We start from the raw sequence: 17906 nt of genomic DNA, 5'->3' as shown, positions 1-17906 counted from the left end.
TCGGGATGTTGGTGGGATGCCCCCGTCAGCCGCATAATGGGCGGAGATGTGTGGCCGGTACAGCCTGACCTCCAGCCTGAGCGAGCTAGCCCAGCGGTTCGAATTCGACAGTGAGCCCGAGGGCTTCGTGCCCAGATACAACGTCTCTCCCACCCAGCAGGTGCTGGCCGTGGTCGGCGGCGACACCCGTCGAGCCGGTTTCCTGCGCTGGGGTCTGATCCCATCGTGGTCCAAGGACGGCCCTTCCAGCCGCCCTCTGATCAATGCCAGAGCGGAGACGGTGGCCGAGAAGCCGTCGTTTCGCGACTCGCTGAAGCGTCGGCGATGCCTGATCCTGGCCGACGGCTTCTACGAGTGGCAGAGGGCGGGCGACGTCAAGCGCCCGATGAGGGTCACCATGCGCTCGGGTGAGCCATTCGCCTTCGCCGGGCTCTGGTCAAAGTGGACCGACGCGGAAGGAAGCTCAATCTCGTCGTGCGCCATCATCACCACCGCGGCCAACAACCTGCTCAAGCCGATTCACCACAGAATGCCGGTAATCTTGTCGGAGGAAGTGGAGGACCTCTGGTTGGACACCGCCCTCGACGACTCCCAAACACTGACGCAATTCCTCGAGCCCTACCCCGAAGACGCCCTGGAGGCCTACGAGGTGTCTGCCCTGGTCAACTCCGCTTCAAACGACCGCCCCGAGGTCGCTACACCCATATAGACAGACAGCGAGCGCAAGGTGCCCCAAATGAGAATTGCCCGAATCGGAGCGGCCTGCTTGTTCGGCGTGGCCGCGTTGATCGCTCTCACCATTGCCGCGTGCGGCAACGACGACGATGCCGCCGCGCCCCCGCCGACTGCGCCCCCGCCGACTGCGGTGGACGAAACCCAGGACGGACAGGAACAAGACGGACACGACCACGACCACAGCCACGACGACAGCCACGACCACGCCACGCTGGTCGATGCTGTGCCCGACACGACCATTGAGGTGGAGGTGGCGGGTGGCAAGCCGGTGGACGGGGTTCAGCGATTCCAGATCGATGCCCGAGACATTGTCACCATCATCGTGAGCGGCGATACCACCGATGAGCTGCACATCCACGGCTACGACCTGGTGGTGGGTTTCTCTCCCGGCCAGCCCGGCACCATCACTTTCGAGGCCGACATCCCCGGCATCTTCGAAGCGGAGACCCACCAACGCGGTGATCTGGTGATGGAGCTCGAGGTGCGGTGACCGCTGAGCTGCACTCCCTATTGGCCCACGGTGTGGGGGCCCGGGGCGACCTGCCCCTGCCGTTCTATCTCTTTGGCATAGGGGCCGCCGTCGCCCTGATGGCCACTTTTGTCAGCTTGAGCTTCTTCTGGCATCGGCCCTGGCTGCCCGCGGCCGCCTCAGGCCGGAGCTTCGGGACGGCCTTCGGGCGAGTGCTGGATGCGGTGGCGGTGCCGGCTCGGCTGGCATCGCTGGCGTTGTTCGTGCTGGCCCTGGCCAGCAGCGTGAGCGGCGCCGCGGTGGGAAGCCAGCGCTTCGGACCGCTCACGGTGTACGTGGCGCTGTGGGTGGGGATGGCGATAGTGGCCGCGGTGTTCGGCGATGTGTGGCGGGTGCTCAACCCCTTCGAGACCATCGCCGCAGCCATTGAGTGGACCGCAAAAAAGCTGGGGCTGCCCACGATTGACGACACCGGCGAGATCCCCGGCGGCTACTGGCCTGCGGTGGTGGCGCTGTTCTGGTTCCTGCTGTTCGAGCTCTGCTACCACGAGGGCACTACCAACGAGGCGGTGGGCGGGGCCATGATCGCCTACACGCTGGGCATGGTGGGCGGATCGGCGGTGTACGGGCGACGCTGGGTCCGCCAAGCCGACGGTTTCGGCGTGCTGTTTTCACTGCTGGCCAAGATGTCGCCGCTGTACCGAGACGACACGGGCGCGGTACGGCTGCGGGCACCGCTGTCGGGACTGACCACCGTGACCCCCCGCATCGACATATTGGCCGTGCTGTTGATGGTGCTGGGCGGCACCACGTTCGACTCGCTGGCCGGCAGCACCCTGTGGCCCGATTTGGTGGGCACCCACCGGGGCTGGACCTATACGGGTATCAACACCGCGGGGATGATCGTCGTCATCGCCATCATGGCCTTCCTCTACTACTTGGGATCGCTGGCCGTGGGCTGGTTCACCGAGCAGAGCGCCACCGAGGTGGCCCGGCGCTTCGCCCACTCCCTGGTGCCCATCGTTTTGGGTTACACGGTGGCCCACTACTTCTCGCTGCTGGTGCTCGACGGCGGGCAGAATTTCCTGCGCCTGCTGTCCAACCCATTCGACCGGGGTTCCAACTGGTTCGGAACCGCCGACTGGGCGGTGAACTTCTTCCTGGTGTCCACCGACGCCATCGCCTGGGTGCAGTTCCTGGCCATCGTGCTCGGCCACATCGCCGCAGTGCTGGTGGCCCACGACCGGGCCGTGGAGACCAGCGATGCCAGCGAGGCCACCTGGGCCCAGCGCCCCATGCTCCTCGTCATGGTGTTCTACAGCGTGGTCGGCCTCTGGCTCCTCCAAAAGGCCTAGCTGAACAACTCGGAATACAGTGGGGCATGGCATCCCAAGCCGAGTTGACCCACCTCAAGAACGACGAGCCGCTCGAGCACGTGCTGGAGGTGCTTGACGCCGACGGGGCGGTGATCGTGGAGGACTGCTTCAGCGACGATGTGATCAACCAGATCCTCACCGAGCTGATGCCCTACGCGGAGAAGCCCGACTCCAACCGGACCTTCATCAACCCCATGATCGCTGCCTTTTTCGGCGAGCACATCCGCCACGTAACCGGGCTGGCCTCCAAATCGCCCACCTTCGTGGCCGAGGTACTGCTGCACCCGCTGATGCTCGACATCGCTGATGCCGTGCTGGGCCCCAACTGCGCCGACTTCCAGGTGAACGTGGCCCACATGCTGGTAGTGGGGCCAGGAGCCCAAGCCCAGTTCCCCCACCGTGACGAGGACGTGTGGCCTCACATGCCCCAACCCAGCCCCGAGATGGAGCTGTCGTCGGTGACTGCGCTGTGCGACTTCACCCGCGAGCTTGGTGCCACCCGGGTGGTGCCCGGCAGCCACCGCTGGGAGCTCGACCGCCAGCCCGAGCCCCACGAGTTCGCCGATGCCGAGATGCCCGCCGGCTCGCGGGTGATCTACCTGGGGTCCACCATCCACGGCGCGGGCACCAATAGCACCGAAGACCAGCACCGGCCCGCCTTCCATTTGAGCTACATGCTGGGCTGGCTGCGCTCCGAGGAGAACAACTGCCTGGCCACCCCGCCCGACATCGCCCGCACACTCCCCCGCCGGGCCCAGGAGTTGCTGGGCTACGACGTTCATGACGCCATCAACGACGGCGGCGGCTACCTCGGCGCCCTCGACATGAAGATCCCCGCCGACATGCTCGCCTCCGGCGAACTCTGACCTAGCAAGGCTCGTATTGGACCGGCTGCCAGAGGATTGGAGCCGAGCTCTAGCGGTGGTGGCCCACCCCGACGACCTCGAATACGGAGCGTCGGCGGCCGTGGCCCGCTGGACCGCCATGGGCAAGGACATCCGCTACCTATTGGCCACAAGGGGCGAGGCCGGCATCGACTCCATGGCTCCCGAGCAGGCCGGTCCGCTGCGCTCGGCGGAGCAGATAGCTGCCGCGGCCGCCGTAGGTGTTTCGGTGGTCGAGTTCCTTGATCACCCCGACGGCCTGGTGGTCAACGGGATCGACCTGCGACGCGACCTGGCCGCAGCCATCCGCCGCCACCAGCCCGAAGTCATCATCGGATCGAACTTCCGCGATCGGTGGGGAGACTCGGGACCCTGGAACCATGTCGATCATCGAGAACTAGGCAGAGCTCTACCCGATGCCGTTCGGGACGCGGCCAACCGTTGGCTATTCACCGATGTCGGCGAACCCTGGAGCGGAGTGAACTGGATCGCATTCGCATCCTCGCAAATGTCCACTCACGGCGTGGACGTGACCGATCACATCGAGGAAGGTGTGGCCTCCTTGTACTGTCACCGCACCTACATCGAGAGTCTCGGTGACCCGACCTTTGATCCCGACTCATTTCTGCGCACCAGCTGTCAACAGGTCGGTGAGACGCTGGGCGTGGATTTCGGAGTCGCCTTTGAGCTAATCCCAATGTGATTGCTGCGCTGATCGTCAGCCAGGCAGGGTCAGAGTGTCGCCGACATGGATTGTGCCCGCCGCGGTGACCTCGGCGTTGGTGCCGAAGCAGGCGAAGGCCCCGTAGTCGAATTCCTTGCGGGCAGTGGCGGCAAGCACTTGCAGCACGCTCTTGGCTTGCTCGTAGCCCGGCTGGGCCAAGGTGGTCATCACACAGCGGGGAGTGGCGTCAGCGATCCGCAGCTCAGCCTTGCCGATCTTGACGTCGAGATCTTTCCAGGCCAGGTCGGCGAACTCCCCTGAACCGGTGTCGTCGTGGGCATCAAGCACAATGTTGGGGCGGAATCGCTGGGAACCGAGCTTGACGCCGTCCAGCAGCGAGGCGAGGTGCGTCATCGACTGGTTGACGATGATGTGGACGGCCGACGCATCGACAAACGAGGTCTTCTCAGTGAGCGCAGCGACGGGCAGGTCGACCTCAGTGTCCGAGAGGACAGTGCCCGGGATCTCCGGCCATTCGCTGCCGTAAGTCTCCTCGCGACCTTCTTCGACTTCCACCACTTGCACTGGTTCTCCCAGCGCCTTGGTCAACGCGACATCAAGTTCGCTGCTGCCTGCGGCGAACTCCCGCCCATCGGGGGCAGTGACGATCAGGCGGCCATCGGCACGGGTGCTCGCACACCATTCGAGGAGCTGGCCGTAGGGACGCGGCCGCTTGGCACTGGCGATCTTGCCCGTCTCGGTGCTGCGCACCGCCCACCGACGATCCCCGAAGATGGCACTGACGCGCAGATCAAGGCTCTCGACCCGCTCACCGCCCATCGACTTGACGGGATACCGCCATAACTCAGCAATGGAATAAGTCGTCATACATCGCTCCCTGCAGGATTCAGGATCAAGGCTTCTCCCATTCCTCATCTTGTAGCTGCGCCCAGGGCACCAGTGTTCCCTGATCGCGGGATTGGTGTTGGTCGCCTCCGTACACTGCGAACAGTTCGCAAGTGCGCTGGCCATGGAGGTAGGCGGCCACCTTTTGGGCGGTGCCGAGGAACCTGGAAGAGGGCGTGCTGGCTGATTTTGCTTCTATCAAAGTCAGCCTTTCGGGGTGCTCGATGACGAGGTCAACCTCGGTTCCGCTGCGGTCTCGGTAGTACGACAGGCTGCCGCTGCGGCCATGGTGGGTGCGCTGCTTGTAGATCTCAGAGACAACCCACGTCTCGAAGATCGGCCCCCTCAGCGGGTGCGACACAAGCTGCTCGGGAGTGCGGATGCCCAGAAGGTGGCAGGCGAGCCCGGTGTCGTAGAAGTGCAGCTTGGGCATCTTCACCAGCCGCTTGCGGAGATTGGTGTGGAAGGGGGGAAGCAAGAACACCACGAAGCTGGCTTCCAGGATGCTGAGCCATGCCTTCGCCGTGGGTTGCGACACCCCGCAGTCATCGGCCAGGGACGAGAGATTGGCGAGCTGTGCGGTGCGGCCCGCGCAGAGCTGCACAAACCGGCCAAATGCCGAGAGGTCGCCCAAATTGCGCAGCGTTCGCACATCGCGCTCGATGTAGGTGGCGATGTAGGAGCCAATCCAGTCAGCTGGCTCGAGGCCGCGGTCGTAGATGCGGGGATAGCCGCCAGTGAAGAGCGCCCCTTCCAAACTCTGGGGGTAACGGGGGAAGCGGATCGCCTCTCCCCGGCTCAGCGGCAGCAGGTGGTGGACTTCGGTGCGGCCCGCCAGAGACTGGTTGACCGACTCCACCAGCGAGAAGTTCTGAGAGCCGGTGAGGATCCACTGCCCCGGCGTCGGATCGGCATCGATGAGACCCTGGAGATATGACGGCAAGTCCGGTGCCCGTTGGACTTCGTCGATAATCGCACCCTGAGGGAACTGGGCCAGAAAAGCCCGGGGGTCGTCAGTGGCGAACGAGCGCACATCGGGCGCTTCCAGGCTCACATAGGGATGCTGCGGGAACACCGCCTGGCAAAGGGTGGTCTTGCCGCTTTGGCGAGGACCGGTGAGCGTGACCGCCGGAGCAGTCTTCGCCGCCTTCTCCAACCTCGGAGCCAAGTCACGAATAACCGTCACAGCCCCAAGCTTAGACGAGTGCGGCTGATTCAAAATTCAATTTTGAATCAGCCAAGCGCCCCCGGCAGGATTCGAACCTGCGGCCTGATGATTAGAAGTCACCTGCTCTGTCCGGACTGAGCTACAGGGGCGTGCTGGCGGGCTCGCCAGTCATGTCGAGTGTATTGCGCTGCCAAGTACAGCCCGCGCCAGGTTTGCGGTGGCCGGCGGCGACAACAGGGGGTGAATTGGTCGATAGCGGTAGCGTCGGGGGATGGCGGATGTTGAGGTGTTGACTACTGCGGGTGGAGTGGCGTTTGTGCGGACGCCGGAGGAGCGGTTCTCGGGGATTGACGACTATCCGTATGAACCGCGTTATGTGGATGTCGATGGGCTGCGGATGGCATATGTGTTGGTGGAACCGGGGGACGTGGGCGATGAGACGGGCACGGTCTTGCTGCTGCACGGCGAGCCGACTTGGGGGTACCTGTACCGCAAGATGATCCCGCCACTGGTGGCGAGTGGGTACCGGGTGGTTGTGCCCGACCTGATCGGGTTCGGGCGCTCGGACAAGCCGGTGGAGCGCTCGGCCTATACCTACGGGGGCCACGTGGCGTGGATGCGGGAGTTCCTGGCCGCCACCGCGGCGGAGCGGGGTTCTGGATCGCTGCACTTGTTCGGTCAGGACTGGGGCGGGCTTATCGGACTGCGAGTGGCCGCCGAGAATCCAGGGCTGACCGACCGGCTGATCTTGGCCAACACCGGGCTGCCCGAGGGCCAGTCGCCGGGGGCGGGGTTTGAGTTCTGGCGCCAGTTCAGCCAGGACGTCGACTTCCTCGACTGCGGCCGGCTGGTGGACAACGCGACGGCCACCGAGGTGAGCGAGGCCGTCCAGGACGCCTACCGGGCACCGTTTCCCGAAGAGCTCTACATGGCCGGAGCCCGCCACTTCCCGCTGCTGGTGCCGGTGTCCCCCGACGACCCGGCGGTGCCCGCCAATAAAGCGGCTTGGGAGGTTCTGGAGCGCTGGACCAAGCCGGTGCTCACCTTGTGGGCCCCCGACGATCCCGTACTGGGCGGGGGCCAAGCGGCCTTCACCGAGCGGATCCCCGGCGCGGCGGGCCAGCCCCACGCCGAGTTCCGGCCTGCCAGCCACTTCATCCAAGAAGACCAGGGCCACGCGCTGGCCGAGGCCATGGTTGCTTGGCTGGGCTGAGGCGCGAACTCACCTCAAGCGCAAACGGTTTCCCGGTTTCCCGCCACGACCCCTAGACTGACCGGGCCGTGCGGGCCGTAGCTCAGTCAGGTTAGAGCGCCGGGTTGTGGTCCCGGAGGTCGGGGGTTCAAATCCCCTCGGTCCGCCCAACAAGCCCCTCTAGCTCAATTTGGCAGAGCAACGGACTCTTAATCCGCAGGTTCTGGGTTCAAGTCCCAGGGGGGGTACAAATGGCAGTTCCCACCGGTTCCTGAGAGTTGCCATATTGCCTACATAAACCCAGCGTAACGGCACTATTTGTCAGCGTGCGATGGTATCCTCTTCTCATACCTTGTTGTGATTTACCCCAAAAATTGGGGGACAGATTGGGGGGCAGGATGCCGCAACTCACCGCCACCAAAGTCAAAGCCGCCGGACCGGGCAAGCACCATGACGGTCAGGGTCTTCACCTGCGCGTCACCGATACTGGGTCGAGGTCTTGGGTTCTGAGGATCACTGTGGACGGACGCCGCCGTGAGATCGGTCTGGGCAGTTGGCCAGAAGTGAGCCTCGTCGATGCCCGCAAGAAGGCGTTGGAGCACCGGGCGGCCATAGCCGACGGACGCGACCCTGTAGCCGAGAAGCGCCGGACGACGATTCCTGTCTTCCGCGACGCAGCCAAAGCGGTACACGAGGCCAACCGGCCACGGTGGCGGAGCGAACAGCACGCCATCAGGTGGTGGCGGTCGTTGGAGAACCACGTCTTCGACGAGATCGGCGACATGAGGGTGGACCGCATCACCCAAACCGACGTGCTAGGGATACTGACCCCGATCTGGACCACCCGTCCAGAGGCGGCGAGGAAGACCCGCCAACGCATCCGCACCATCTTTCGCTGGTGCCAAGCGCACGGCTACATCACCCTCAACGTCGCCGGCGAAGTAATCGACGGCGCACTGCCTCCAATGCCGCGGGTCAAGTCCAACTTCCGGTCCCTGCCCTATCCAGAAGTCAGCGAAGCACTCGCCGTCGTGGACGAAACTCAGGCGACCGCCGCTGCAAAGCTGTGCTTGAGATTCCTCGTTCTGACCGCGGCCCGTTCCGGAGAGGCCCGACTCACCGTTTGGGATGAGATCGACTTCGGTGCCTGCGAGTGGCGGATACCGGCGTCGAGGATGAAAGCCGCGAACGAGCACCGGGTTCCGCTGACGGAAGCCGCGATGGCCGTTTTGGACAAGGCCAAAGACCTTCACGACGGCTCCGACCTCATCTTCCCGTCGCCAATCAAACCCGGCAATCCGCTCAGCGACGCAACCTTGACGAAGCTCCTGCGCGGAGTCGGACTCGCCGACCGGGCCACCGTGCATGGCTTCAGAGCGTCGTTCCGCACATGGGCGCTGGAGGAAACCGACACGCCCTGGGCGGTATGCGAGGCCGCTTTGGCCCACAGCCTGGGCGACTCAACCCAGCAGGCATACATCCGAGGCAATGCATTCGCCAAGCGCCGCAAGCTCATGGACCAGTGGGCGCAGTTCCTGGAGCTCCCATAGGCGAGGGATACCCGCCTGCCGCGGCGGCTGCGGTGATCGGATGTTGGCTATTAGTGGTCGTAGAGGCGGTCGGTGGCGGCGAGCCAGGCGGGGTTTTGGGGCCATTGTTCGGCAGCGGCGTTGAGGATTTCGGCGGCGGCGAGGCGTAGTTCTTTTCTGGGGGTGGGGTCGGCGATGAGCTGGTCGAGCCATTCGTCGGTGACTGTGGGCAGGGGTGGTCCGATGGTGGCGGCGATGGCTTCGGCGGTGTGTTCGTCGCCGTTGTCTACGGCGTCTACGAGTAGGGCGATGTCGGTTTTGACTGGTGGGGCGAGGGCCCAGTCGGCGGGGCTTTCTCGGATGACCCAGCCGTCTTTTTCGGCTCGTCTCATGAGGCTGCGGACGTTTTCTGGGGTGGCTCGGAGGATGCCTGCTACTTCGTCGGTTTTGGCCCGGTTGGCGCCGGCGGCGACGAGGACGGCAAGCAGCGACTCGCGGGCTTTTCGCATGGGCTTGTTGGGCGAGTAGAGGTTGAACACTCTTCCGCAGCGGGCTTTGATGTCGCAGGCTCGGGCGAGCAGCTCTTCGCGGGTCGCGGGGGGTTGTAAGGCGGTTTCTCCGCTGGACTGTTCGGCGGGGGGTTGGGCCGGCGCGGGCGGTTGTGGGAGGCCGGGGTCGGCTGGCGCGGGGGGTTGGGCGGGGGCGGTGTCGGCGTCGGGTTCGGTGGGTTGTTGCGGCTGTTGGTCGGGGGATTCGGGATGTGGTTGTGACGGGTGGTCGGGTTGGGCGGGGGTTTCGGGTTGTAGGGGCGGGAAGTAGGGGGGTGCGATGGGCTGGTTGCGGGGCCGGGGCAGGTTCCACACTGGGGAGAAGAGATGCAGTCCGCCGCTGTGGGGCCTCCAGGGCCGGCGGCGGATGATGAAGGAGAGGGCGAGGGCGGCGATGAGCGCCCAGATGGCGGCGGCGGCTGTGGCCGCGCACCGGGCGGCTTCTTGGCTGAGGTCGTTGTCGGTGATTTGTTGGTAGGCGGCGGTCCAGGCGTCGGGGTCGGTTTCGAGCAGCCCGTTTTGGGCGGTCCAAGCGGCGTAGGCGCAGAATCCGGCCAGCCAGACGACGGAGCGGGCCCATTTGGCGATCTCGCGTCGCCCGGAGGCGGTGGCCTTGCGCCGGGTGAAGTAGACGGCTCGGCTGGCCTGGATGCCGGTCACCGCTGCCTCACGCCGGGCAGGCGGGCAGGTTTGCCGCGGCGCCGTCGTTGAGTATTTCTGCGGTGCGGGCTTGGGCTGTGTCGTGGGCGATCCACAGGCGGGGGCTGACGGGGATGGTCACGTCGATGACAAGGGCCCGCCCGGACAGGCAGACTTGGATGTCGGTGCCGGGGGTGTCGTCGGCGGTGGCGGCGAACACGGTGTTGTCGCAGGTTCCGGTGGCGCACGTGGCGGTGTAGGTGTCGGCGGTCTGCTCGGCTCGGATGGCGGCGATGTTGCGGGCCGATATGAGCTCGGCCTGGTCGCTGACGGCAGTGGCGGTGATGCCGCACGCCCAGATCAGCGACAGGTACACGATGGCGGTGTACACGGCGGCTCCTATCGGATGCGGCGCAACGACAGGGCGGTGACGGTGGAGTCGGCCAGCACTGCGCTGGTGTGGACGGGGCACACGACCAGCACCGCCACCGATGTCGTGGAGGCGGGCGGTTCGGGCTGGCGGTGTAATCCGACGCTGTAGCGGGGGTCGCTCTGCACGCAGTCTCCCCAGGTTGACAGCCGCCCGTTCGCCTCGACGGCCTGGGCGGTCTGTTGCCACAAAGAGGAGTTGGCGGGGTCGGCGGCGATCTGGTCGGCGGCGTGGTCGGCCGCGGCGACGGCGTAGGCCGCGGCCCGGTAGTTGGCCGCTCCGCGGTCGCCGGCGGCGTCGGCCAGGATGATCCCCATCAAAAGGCCCGGAAGGATCATCAGAAGCGCCACCGCGTCGCTCATAGGTCCCCTTTCAGCATTGGCCGACGACGGCGAGCGGGCCGTCCTGTCCGGGCGCTGAGCACGCGACCGCGGTGTGCTCTAGGCCGGACCACTTCGACGACAGCGCCCCGACGACGACGGTGGCTGCGATGTTGCAGCCATCGGCGGTGACCGTGATGGATTTGGGCTTGACGCTGCCCTGGTTGAGGCGGGCTTGCACCGCGCGGTACGCGTCGAGCTGGCCTTGGCCGATGAGGTCGGGGTGGAGGGGGTCGCAGCCCCAGTCGTGGGGCACCTGGGAGGCTGCTGCGGCGGCGGCGGACTGAGCGGCGGCGTCCGCGGACAGCCGGGTGGTATGGGCGACGTACAGCCACAGCACCAGCAAGAACGCGATCAAATAGAGCACAGAGGTGTGCAGCACCACGAACGGCGATGTCATCGGACCGCCCTCCAATACCAATACGACGACATCCGCGGCATCGCCACCCGGATCAACGACCTCGAAATCGTCATCCCATACATGGACGAGTACGGCGGCCTCAGCCTCTAGACCCCCTCAGAAAGGGACTTTCCCATGGACCAGCACACCACCCCCGCACCCGACCTTCGACTACCGCAGGATCGCCACCGCCACCGGCGAAGTGGTCGCCAAACCTGATCTGCGTCCCCGCAATGCCGTGCTGGTGTGGTCCTACCCGACCCCGAACACCACAGCTCCCACACCACCGGAGAGCACATCGGCCCGCCCCCATCGGTGCCGCTCACCCCTCTCCCGAACCAGACCGCACGAATACCTTCATCAAAGAAGCGGTCGTGGTGTGCTTCTTCGCCCACTGGCTCGCCGCTGCCGACAACCGGGGCATCCGCCGAATTTGGCACGACGAATCCGCCCGACGACAACCCCAACCGCTCACCGCTTGACAAGGGAGCGTCTGACAGTCCTCAAGGCAGCATCTGGCAGATCCGTTCTGGCTTCTGTGCCCGCCAGTGGGCCGTTCCCTTCTGAATCCCTGGTACTCACTGGTAGAGCACTCTCAGCGACCCGACGGAAAGTATCCAGCCGACGTAGGAATGTTCAACTTGATATAAGTTGCACATCTGCTTCTTCGATTGAATCCATAAGTTGTTGGTACTGAGGCGAGTTACGGTGCCTAGCATATGTGCTGAGAGTTTGGTGGAACTGGGCGGCCCAGAGTTTGTCTTGGAACGCCTTAGGCCAGGAAATGTGTCCTTCGATGTAGCTGAGTAGGACGAGCTGGCCTTCGGTTCGGATTCGATTGTCGCCATATAGATAGCCAAGTCGGGTGTCGGTGCAAGTCCATTCAACAAGATCGATCCAGTCGTCATAGATGTAAGTTTTAGGGGTGGCTTGGTGAGCAGGAATAGTCCCTTTAGTGCCATCGGGATTGAGGCGTATAGCCGTTCGCACGTCGCCGAATGGAGTGTTAAGCGCTTCCACTCCAACATCTATAGTGCTTGAGGCTTGATGTTGGAGTCCAGGGCGGGTGATAGGCTCTATACCGAATATAGAAGTCGTCCTTGTTGCGAATTCTATTGTTGAGTGGACGGCGACTTCGGTAGGAGACAGCCGTCCAAGCAGATCACCCAAATCAACGTTGGCGTCGCGTATCAGAATGATGTCGGCATCGGTGAAGACTTGTTGGGGAACCCAGGCAACCAACTGGTGCTGGTCAAAAATCTGCTGGTGTATATGCTGCATGCCATCGGAATCTTGGGTGCGGTGTTCAACGACAAGGGCTGGATCATCAGGGACTTGCTTTGGGGCTGGCACATGGGTGAACCAGTGTGGTGACGGGAAGCGCTCAGGAGGATCAGCGGGATGCAAGGGCATGTGGGTTAGGGGCTGGCGGGTATGGCATTGAGTATCTTGTCCAACGCTTGTTGGCGCGGGAGTACTTGGTCCTCGAGGCTGGATCCTACGCCGTTGAGGTAGATGGCGACGCTTGCTGACTTGGTTGGATCGTAGATGGCGACGCTGTTGGCCATGGCGCCGGTATGGCCGACTGATCCTTTGCCTGCGATCTGTGAGATGCCCTGCTGGCCGAGTTCGACCATCAGCCCTCCAGACCACTTTGCTGGTCTCCCCAGAACGGGGTCGTGGGTAATGGGCCTGTCGTCGTTTAGCAAGTCTTGCAGCAATCGTGGAGATGGCATACCCGGCTGGGGCTTGCCGGCCATGACATTTCCCACCGCGGCATAGAATTCCGCAGCGCCGCGCATTGTGGCGAGCGCCCCCATCGCCAACCGGACCTCGCCGATATGACTAGGTAGCAGTTCTGACAGCATTGGAAGCTTGTCGATTGGGAGCCCTGACACGGGAGCTTGAATGCGGTGATGGGCCTTCCAGCCCGCCTCGGCGTCGAATATGACTTCGTCTTCCAGTTCCAAAGGCTGCAAGAGTTCTTCTGAGCAGTATTCCGTGGCGGTGCGGCCGGATAGTTGTTCGATCACATGCTCTGCGACCAGGCCCCCTGCCAAGTCGCTGTAGCCAGGATCGCGGGAGGTTTGGGACTGTTCCAGTAGTTTCTGGCGCTTTTCTGGGGGTGTCCACTTCCAAGGCATGGGACGGGGCTCTATTAGCCCCGCCTGATGGGTTCCCAGGCTGCGAAGGGTCAACCCGTCCGGACACCACCTCGGAACTACAGTGATGCTGTCCAGCTCATCGTCGGGGCCGCATCCCGATCTTTCCAATGCATGGGCCAACAGCAGATAAGCGACAGGCTTCAACGTGCAGAACACGTTGTGGAGAGATTCTGGTACTAGAGGCTTGCCGTTACCTGCTGCCCCCACTGCCACATTCACGGCCAAAAGCCCGTCAGTTACTACCGCCGCCTGGCCTCCGACAGCGAATATTCCCTCGTCGACCACATCCTGCAATGCTTCTTCAGTTGCCATCAACAGGGCATCCGAGCCGATGCTGTTGGAGCTGCGCTTCGATGGAGTTGAACTAGAAGAAATTACTTCTCGTTCTTCTTGGATGCTGCCAGCCTCGGGCAATGAGGATTGCCGACGTATCTTTCTGGGCCTCTTCAACGGCTAGACCCTCACTTGTGCCACTCCACCCTTTGGCCTGGCGACTGATAATACGTCCGGGCGATGTCAATAGCTAACGACCCGCCGTCCGCACATGCCTTTGAACCCCATTGGTATAAGAGTTCACCGTTTGCCCTTGCTCCACAAGCTTCATTTACCGAACCGGAGCGATAACCGGTTATGAACCAAGCTCTGTCTCTGTACCACTCGTATTGCCACCAGTACTCTACAGCTGCATTGGTAGAAGCCATATCAGAATCCTTGACCCATACCTGATAGGCGATGCTGTCTTTGACGTCATAGCAAGACCCGTTCCAAGTGTGGCCCTCTGTCAAGCCTCGGTACCAGGCATACTGTTTCGCAGCCATTCCTCCAGCACGCAGCGACTCAGCTGGCCACGAGGCAATCCACTCATTGGGCAGCACTTCCTTCACATAGGTTTGGAAGGCGCGCGACTGCAAGCTGACAATACCAGAATTCACATCGTCCCGATTCGCTGTTACGCCGATGACGATCATGTAATCGGCACCCGGCACATCAGTCTGGCTTGACCACCCGTTGCACATACTGACATCAGGGCCTGTTGAACTGCCCACTACTTCATGTGAGTCGCCGATTGCTTCTCTAGCAGTTGCGCCGAAAACATACTGCTCTTCCTGAGGTTCAGCAGTCAATGTTCTTTTGTGGTACCACTGGTCGCGAACCCAAGGCCAGTCCAAAAGCGCGTATTCGCCATATGAATCCGCGGCAATTTGGATCGAATATGTCTCAGGCTGCAACGCGGAGCCGTCGACCCGCTGATCGGACTCTGAATATTCGAGATCGAACGTCACCTCGCCGTTGGCATCGGTGTATTGGTCGTATGCTCCTATCCGTTCCGAATTGAACGAAACAAGCGCTCCTTCCACTGGGGCACTTTCCGGATCAAGCACCGTGACGGTGACCATCATCGAATTGAATCGGAGCGGGATGACCGACTTGGCCGTGTCATTGAAACGGCCCTCTGTCCAGACGATGTCTGCCACCATCTTCAGGCTCTTCAACTCTTCGACCGAGAGGCCATCTTTCGCAGCAAACTCGATCAAAGCAACCTCAGAAGTCGTCAGACCCCCGGCATCTTTGTAGGCTTCCAGCAGGTTTCTCGCCTCAAGCGTCAAATGCGAGTGCGAATCGAGGAATTCTTGAGAGTCAAAGAAAGTCCCCCCGATAGAGGCAGGCCGTACAGCGCTGGCCATAACTCGCAGCCCGACTAGCTCCTCGTGTTCCATCTCCTCGCTCAGCAACAGGGCGATAGCGCTTTCAGCGCCTTCGACTGCGGCTCGCGGCGCAGGTGACTCGGCCCTCGGGCTTGCCTCTGCCTGGACATACGCGCTGAGGGTTAGAACCATCAACAGTACAGGAATGATCGCCGCCTTGATTCGCATGGCGGGTATGCTGCTAAGACATGAGGGCCGCGGCCAAGTCGAATCGGATGCCCCGGCCTTGGCTGGCTACCTCCACAATGGGGCAGTCCCAGGTCGGTAAGCGGCCACAGCGCGGTTCTTCTTAGTAGAACAGTTGGAAGGCCAGACATTGACCGCCAGCGCGGTCTAGGGCTGGCCCGGGGGGTGCTGTGTCGCACGGGGACCGTCTGCTCACCCTTGTGGTCCACAATTTGTGGGTTGGTGACATGTACTATGGAAAGCAGGGCACACAAGACGCATACCGAAGAGGGCGTTGTGGATCCCGCGGCTGAGCCGGGTCGCGGGAAACAGCAGTGCGGTGAGTCCAGCCTATGCCGGTTTCCCTTTTCGGATGTGAGACGACTGGGAGATGCACCGGCGTTCCGTCCCGTGGAGGCGGGCAGGCGGTGATTATCCTTTGCACCTGATGCTGGGTGCTCCTGGTTGCGCCGCCTTGGCTGTAGTGGTCATCGCTGCTTGTGCTGCTAGCGACAACCTTGGGGCACCGCCATCAAGTGGAGCCATCACCGATTCGGGTGTTCATGCGGAGGCTGTGCCATTGTTTCCCGAAGCCTCCCCGACTGCCGCGAGCGACACTGGGAATTCCACGGATGTTATTCTCACCCTTGCTTCTACTCCATCTTCTGGCTCGGCGTCCGCTGTTGCATATGTCGCCATATCGGCGAGCAGCACGCACACCTGCGCTGTCGGAAACAGCGGCTCTGCGACGTGCTGGGGTGCCAATGGCGCTGGCCAGTTGAATGCGCCTGACGGGCTGTTCACCGCCATATCAGCCGGCAGCGGGTTCTCGTGCGGCATCCGCGATAGCGGCTCTGCGACGTGCTGGGGGGCCAACGATTCCGGCCAGTTGAATGCGCCTGACGGGCTGTTCACCGCCATATCAGCCGGCAGCAGACATGTATGCGCCATTGAGGCAGGAGGTGCAGTGTACTGCTGGGGCGCCAACGATTCCGGCCAGTTGAATGCGCCTGACGGGCTGTTCACCGCCATATCAGCCGGCAGCAGACATGTATGCGCCATTGAGGCAGGAGGTGCAGTGTACTGCTGGGGCGCCAATGGTGCCGGCCAGTTGAATGCGCCTGGCGGGCTGTTCACCGCCATATCAGCCGGTGAATGGCACTCGTGCGGTATTCGCGATGATGGAGTTGTGGTGTGCTGGGGTGCCAACGACTCCGGCCAGCTGGATGCGCCCGGTGGTATCTACACAGACATCTCTACTGCCAGCTACCACTCGTGCGCGATTGCATCAGGGGGTGCGGTGGACTGCTGGGGCGCGACCGCTCCCACCGCTCCGGCGCAGATGCTGCTGAAGCGGCTGGGCCTGGATGATCTGTTAGATGCCCCCTTGGGTGAGTTCACCAACATTTCGGCTGCCTCAGGGCACTCGTGCGCCCTTGGTACCCGCGGCACCGTGACTTGCTGGGGTGACACAACTTGGGGCGTCGCCGATCCGCCTTCGGGTGAGTTCACCGCCATTTCGGCTGCCTCAGGGTACTCGTGCGCCCTTGGTACCCGCGGCACCGTGACTTGCTGGGGCCAAAACGACCGGGGCCAACTCGACACGCCCGACGGTGCCTACACCGCGGTCGAGAGCGGCGAGTTGCACTCATGCGCCATCAAAGCCAGCGGCACCGTGACTTGCTGGGGCCACATCTATGGCGGCCTTGAAAGAGCACCTAACGCCGACTTCTCTGCTTTAGCCGCCGGACGGTGGTTCTACTGCGGTCTTCGTCCGGGTGGTGCTGTTGTGTGCTGGGGGGACAACAGCAGCGGCCAGCTCGACGCGCCCGACGGCACCTACACCGCCATCGCAGCCGGCGGGTCTCACTCGTGCGGTCTTCGTCCGGGTGGTGCTGTTGTGTGCTGGGGGGACAACAGCAGCGGCCAGCTCGACGCGCCCGACGGCACCTACACCGCCATCGCAGCCGGCGGGTCTCACTCGTGCGGTCTTCGTCCGGGTGGTGCTGTTGTGTGCTGGGGGGACAACAGCAGCGGCCAGCTCGACGCGCCCGACGGCACCTACACCGCCATCGCAGCCGGCGGGTCTCACTCGTGCGGTCTTCGTCCGGGTGGTGCTGTTGTGTGCTGGGGGGACAACAGCAGCGGCCAGCTCGACGCGCCCGACGGCACCTACACCGCCATCGCAGCCGGCGATACGTTTTCTTGCGCCATTTCACCCGACCAAGCCATCAACTGCTGGGACTGGACCACTAGTCTCCCTCAACGCATCAAATGGGCCGACCAAGTGAACGTCACACGCTCCCCCGGAGATGCCAATCTCCCGTAACCCCCCTTTACGTTGTTGGGTGGCTCTGGCCGTGGGAGTGTTGGGGCTGGTTGCTCTTCGTGGCGGGTAGGGCTTTGTCCCCCTGGTTCGCCCTCGATTCCACCAGCCGCGAGGAACGGCGCGCTGCCCAAAAACACCGTGGGAGGCGCAGGGTAGCTGGCGCTGAAAGCGTTGCAGCGGTCGATGGCCGCGACCAGCTTGGAAATCTTTTCGGTTTCGGC

Annotated in this window: 18 protein-coding genes, 3 tRNA genes and 1 pseudogene; 13 read left to right on the top strand and 9 right to left on the bottom strand. The window is 63.2% G+C overall.

The window, feature by feature from the left end; genetic code table 11:
* Positions 1-46: 46 nt before the first annotated feature.
* Genes ACOQPI_RS06655 through ACOQPI_RS06635 form a run of 5 tightly spaced genes read left to right on the top strand, consistent with a single transcriptional unit; the run spans position 47 to position 4167 of the window.
* Positions 47-709 carry an SOS response-associated peptidase gene (locus tag ACOQPI_RS06655; RefSeq protein ID WP_420618895.1) on the top strand — a complete coding sequence of 221 codons (663 nt, stop codon included), beginning with the start codon at positions 47-49 and terminating at the stop codon, positions 707-709.
* Between the two features lie 27 nt (positions 710-736).
* Positions 737-1225 carry a hypothetical protein gene (locus ACOQPI_RS06650; RefSeq protein ID WP_420618894.1) on the top strand — a complete coding sequence of 163 codons (489 nt, stop codon included), beginning with the start codon at positions 737-739 and terminating at the stop codon, positions 1223-1225.
* A complete protein-coding gene (locus ACOQPI_RS06645) occupies positions 1222-2559 on the top strand; it encodes a hypothetical protein (RefSeq protein WP_420618893.1) in 1338 nt (445 codons plus the stop codon). The genes ACOQPI_RS06650 and ACOQPI_RS06645 overlap by 4 nt, the downstream gene beginning before the upstream one ends.
* 26 nt (positions 2560-2585) lie before the next feature.
* Positions 2586-3446, top strand: coding sequence for a phytanoyl-CoA dioxygenase family protein (locus ACOQPI_RS06640; protein ID WP_420618892.1), 861 nt, complete (start codon positions 2586-2588; stop codon positions 3444-3446).
* 16 nt (positions 3447-3462) lie between these two features.
* Positions 3463-4167 (top strand): PIG-L deacetylase family protein, encoded by a 705-nt coding sequence (locus ACOQPI_RS06635; protein WP_420618891.1) that lies wholly within the window; start codon positions 3463-3465, stop codon positions 4165-4167.
* Between the two features lie 15 nt (positions 4168-4182).
* Here the strand turns inward: ACOQPI_RS06635 and ACOQPI_RS06630 are convergent, their stop codons facing one another.
* The 3 genes from ACOQPI_RS06630 to ACOQPI_RS06620 form a co-directional block, all read right to left on the bottom strand.
* Positions 4183-5016, bottom strand: coding sequence for an MOSC domain-containing protein (locus tag ACOQPI_RS06630; protein WP_420618890.1), 834 nt, complete (start codon positions 5014-5016; stop codon positions 4183-4185).
* A gap of 25 nt (positions 5017-5041) precedes the next feature.
* The gene (locus ACOQPI_RS06625) at positions 5042-6220 is read right to left on the bottom strand and encodes an ATP-binding protein (RefSeq protein ID WP_420618889.1); all 1179 of its coding nucleotides are present in this window, start codon (positions 6218-6220) and stop codon (positions 5042-5044) included.
* Between the two features lie 56 nt (positions 6221-6276).
* Positions 6277-6351: transfer RNA gene (locus tag ACOQPI_RS06620), tRNA-Arg, on the bottom strand.
* A gap of 158 nt (positions 6352-6509) precedes the next feature.
* Between ACOQPI_RS06620 and ACOQPI_RS06615 the strand changes: the two genes are divergently transcribed.
* The 4 genes from ACOQPI_RS06615 to ACOQPI_RS06600 all read left to right on the top strand — a co-directional run bounded on the left by ACOQPI_RS06615 (position 6510) and on the right by ACOQPI_RS06600 (position 8944).
* Positions 6510-7415: a haloalkane dehalogenase gene (locus tag ACOQPI_RS06615; RefSeq protein WP_420620999.1), complete on the top strand. Its 906-nt coding sequence runs from the start codon at positions 6510-6512 to the stop codon at positions 7413-7415.
* Between the two features lie 71 nt (positions 7416-7486).
* Positions 7487-7564 (top strand) — tRNA-His (locus ACOQPI_RS06610).
* A gap of 4 nt (positions 7565-7568) precedes the next feature.
* A tRNA-Lys gene (locus ACOQPI_RS06605) sits at positions 7569-7642 on the top strand.
* A gap of 150 nt (positions 7643-7792) precedes the next feature.
* Entirely contained in the window at positions 7793-8944 is a 1152-nt protein-coding gene (locus tag ACOQPI_RS06600) for a tyrosine-type recombinase/integrase (RefSeq protein ID WP_420618888.1), read from the top strand.
* 50 nt (positions 8945-8994) lie between these two features.
* Here the strand turns inward: ACOQPI_RS06600 and ACOQPI_RS06595 are convergent, their stop codons facing one another.
* The 4 genes from ACOQPI_RS06595 to ACOQPI_RS06580 are packed head-to-tail and all read right to left on the bottom strand — an operon-like array spanning position 8995 to position 11320.
* On the bottom strand, positions 8995-10131 hold the full coding sequence (locus ACOQPI_RS06595) for a hypothetical protein (protein ID WP_420618887.1): 1137 nt from the start codon (positions 10129-10131) through the stop codon (positions 8995-8997).
* Between the two features lie 7 nt (positions 10132-10138).
* Positions 10139-10501, bottom strand: coding sequence for a hypothetical protein (locus tag ACOQPI_RS06590; RefSeq protein ID WP_420618886.1), 363 nt, complete (start codon positions 10499-10501; stop codon positions 10139-10141).
* A gap of 8 nt (positions 10502-10509) precedes the next feature.
* Positions 10510-10902 (bottom strand): hypothetical protein, encoded by a 393-nt coding sequence (locus tag ACOQPI_RS06585; protein ID WP_420618885.1) that lies wholly within the window; start codon positions 10900-10902, stop codon positions 10510-10512.
* 10 nt (positions 10903-10912) lie between these two features.
* Positions 10913-11320, bottom strand: coding sequence for a hypothetical protein (locus tag ACOQPI_RS06580; RefSeq protein ID WP_420618884.1), 408 nt, complete (start codon positions 11318-11320; stop codon positions 10913-10915).
* On the opposite strand from ACOQPI_RS06580, the gene ACOQPI_RS06575 reads away from it, so the two are divergent.
* Together ACOQPI_RS06575 and ACOQPI_RS06570 are read left to right on the top strand one after the other, a co-directional pair.
* Complete coding sequence (locus ACOQPI_RS06575; protein ID WP_420618883.1) at positions 11294-11431, top strand: hypothetical protein; 138 nt, start codon at positions 11294-11296, stop codon at positions 11429-11431. The genes ACOQPI_RS06580 and ACOQPI_RS06575 overlap by 27 nt on opposite strands.
* 1011 nt (positions 11432-12442) lie before the next feature.
* Positions 12443-12694, top strand: a complete 252-nt coding sequence (locus ACOQPI_RS06570) for a hypothetical protein (RefSeq protein ID WP_420618882.1) — start codon at positions 12443-12445, stop codon at positions 12692-12694.
* Between the two features lie 44 nt (positions 12695-12738).
* Here the strand turns inward: ACOQPI_RS06570 and ACOQPI_RS06565 are convergent, their stop codons facing one another.
* Both ACOQPI_RS06565 and ACOQPI_RS06560 read right to left on the bottom strand, forming a co-directional pair.
* Complete coding sequence (locus tag ACOQPI_RS06565) at positions 12739-13899, bottom strand: serine hydrolase (protein WP_420618881.1); 1161 nt, start codon at positions 13897-13899, stop codon at positions 12739-12741.
* Positions 13900-13946: 47 nt separating this feature from the next.
* Positions 13947-15359: a SpoIID/LytB domain-containing protein gene (locus ACOQPI_RS06560; RefSeq protein ID WP_420618880.1), complete on the bottom strand. Its 1413-nt coding sequence runs from the start codon at positions 15357-15359 to the stop codon at positions 13947-13949.
* 388 nt (positions 15360-15747) lie between these two features.
* On the opposite strand from ACOQPI_RS06560, the pseudogene ACOQPI_RS06555 reads away from it, so the two are divergent.
* Both ACOQPI_RS06555 and ACOQPI_RS06550 read left to right on the top strand, forming a co-directional pair.
* Positions 15748-16122, top strand: a pseudogene (locus tag ACOQPI_RS06555) (hypothetical protein); the annotation flags it as partial.
* Positions 16123-16134: 12 nt separating this feature from the next.
* Positions 16135-17685, top strand: a complete 1551-nt coding sequence (locus ACOQPI_RS06550; RefSeq protein WP_420620998.1) for an RCC1 domain-containing protein — start codon at positions 16135-16137, stop codon at positions 17683-17685.
* Positions 17686-17906 lie beyond the last annotated feature (221 nt).

The organism is Candidatus Poriferisocius sp., assembly GCF_965219815.1.
Lineage (GTDB): Bacteria > Actinomycetota > Acidimicrobiia > Acidimicrobiales > Bin134 > Poriferisocius.
This window is presented reverse-complemented; position numbering and strand designations above follow the sequence as displayed.

What these genes read in the sequence shown, in the direction of transcription:
- ACOQPI_RS06655 (WP_420618895.1), top strand. Translation starts at nt 47, where the DNA reads ATGTGTGGCCGGTACAGCCTGACCTCCAGCCTGAGCGAGCTAGCCCAG.
- ACOQPI_RS06650 (WP_420618894.1), top strand. Translation starts at nt 737, where the DNA reads ATGAGAATTGCCCGAATCGGAGCGGCCTGCTTGTTCGGCGTGGCCGCG.
- ACOQPI_RS06640 (WP_420618892.1), top strand. Translation starts at nt 2,586, where the DNA reads ATGGCATCCCAAGCCGAGTTGACCCACCTCAAGAACGACGAGCCGCTC.
- ACOQPI_RS06630 (WP_420618890.1), bottom strand. Translation starts at nt 5,016, where the DNA reads ATGACGACTTATTCCATTGCTGAGTTATGGCGGTATCCCGTCAAGTCG.
- ACOQPI_RS06600 (WP_420618888.1), top strand. Translation starts at nt 7,793, where the DNA reads ATGCCGCAACTCACCGCCACCAAAGTCAAAGCCGCCGGACCGGGCAAG.
- ACOQPI_RS06585 (WP_420618885.1), bottom strand. Translation starts at nt 10,902, where the DNA reads ATGAGCGACGCGGTGGCGCTTCTGATGATCCTTCCGGGCCTTTTGATG.
- ACOQPI_RS06580 (WP_420618884.1), bottom strand. Translation starts at nt 11,320, where the DNA reads ATGACATCGCCGTTCGTGGTGCTGCACACCTCTGTGCTCTATTTGATC.
- ACOQPI_RS06560 (WP_420618880.1), bottom strand. Translation starts at nt 15,359, where the DNA reads ATGCGAATCAAGGCGGCGATCATTCCTGTACTGTTGATGGTTCTAACC.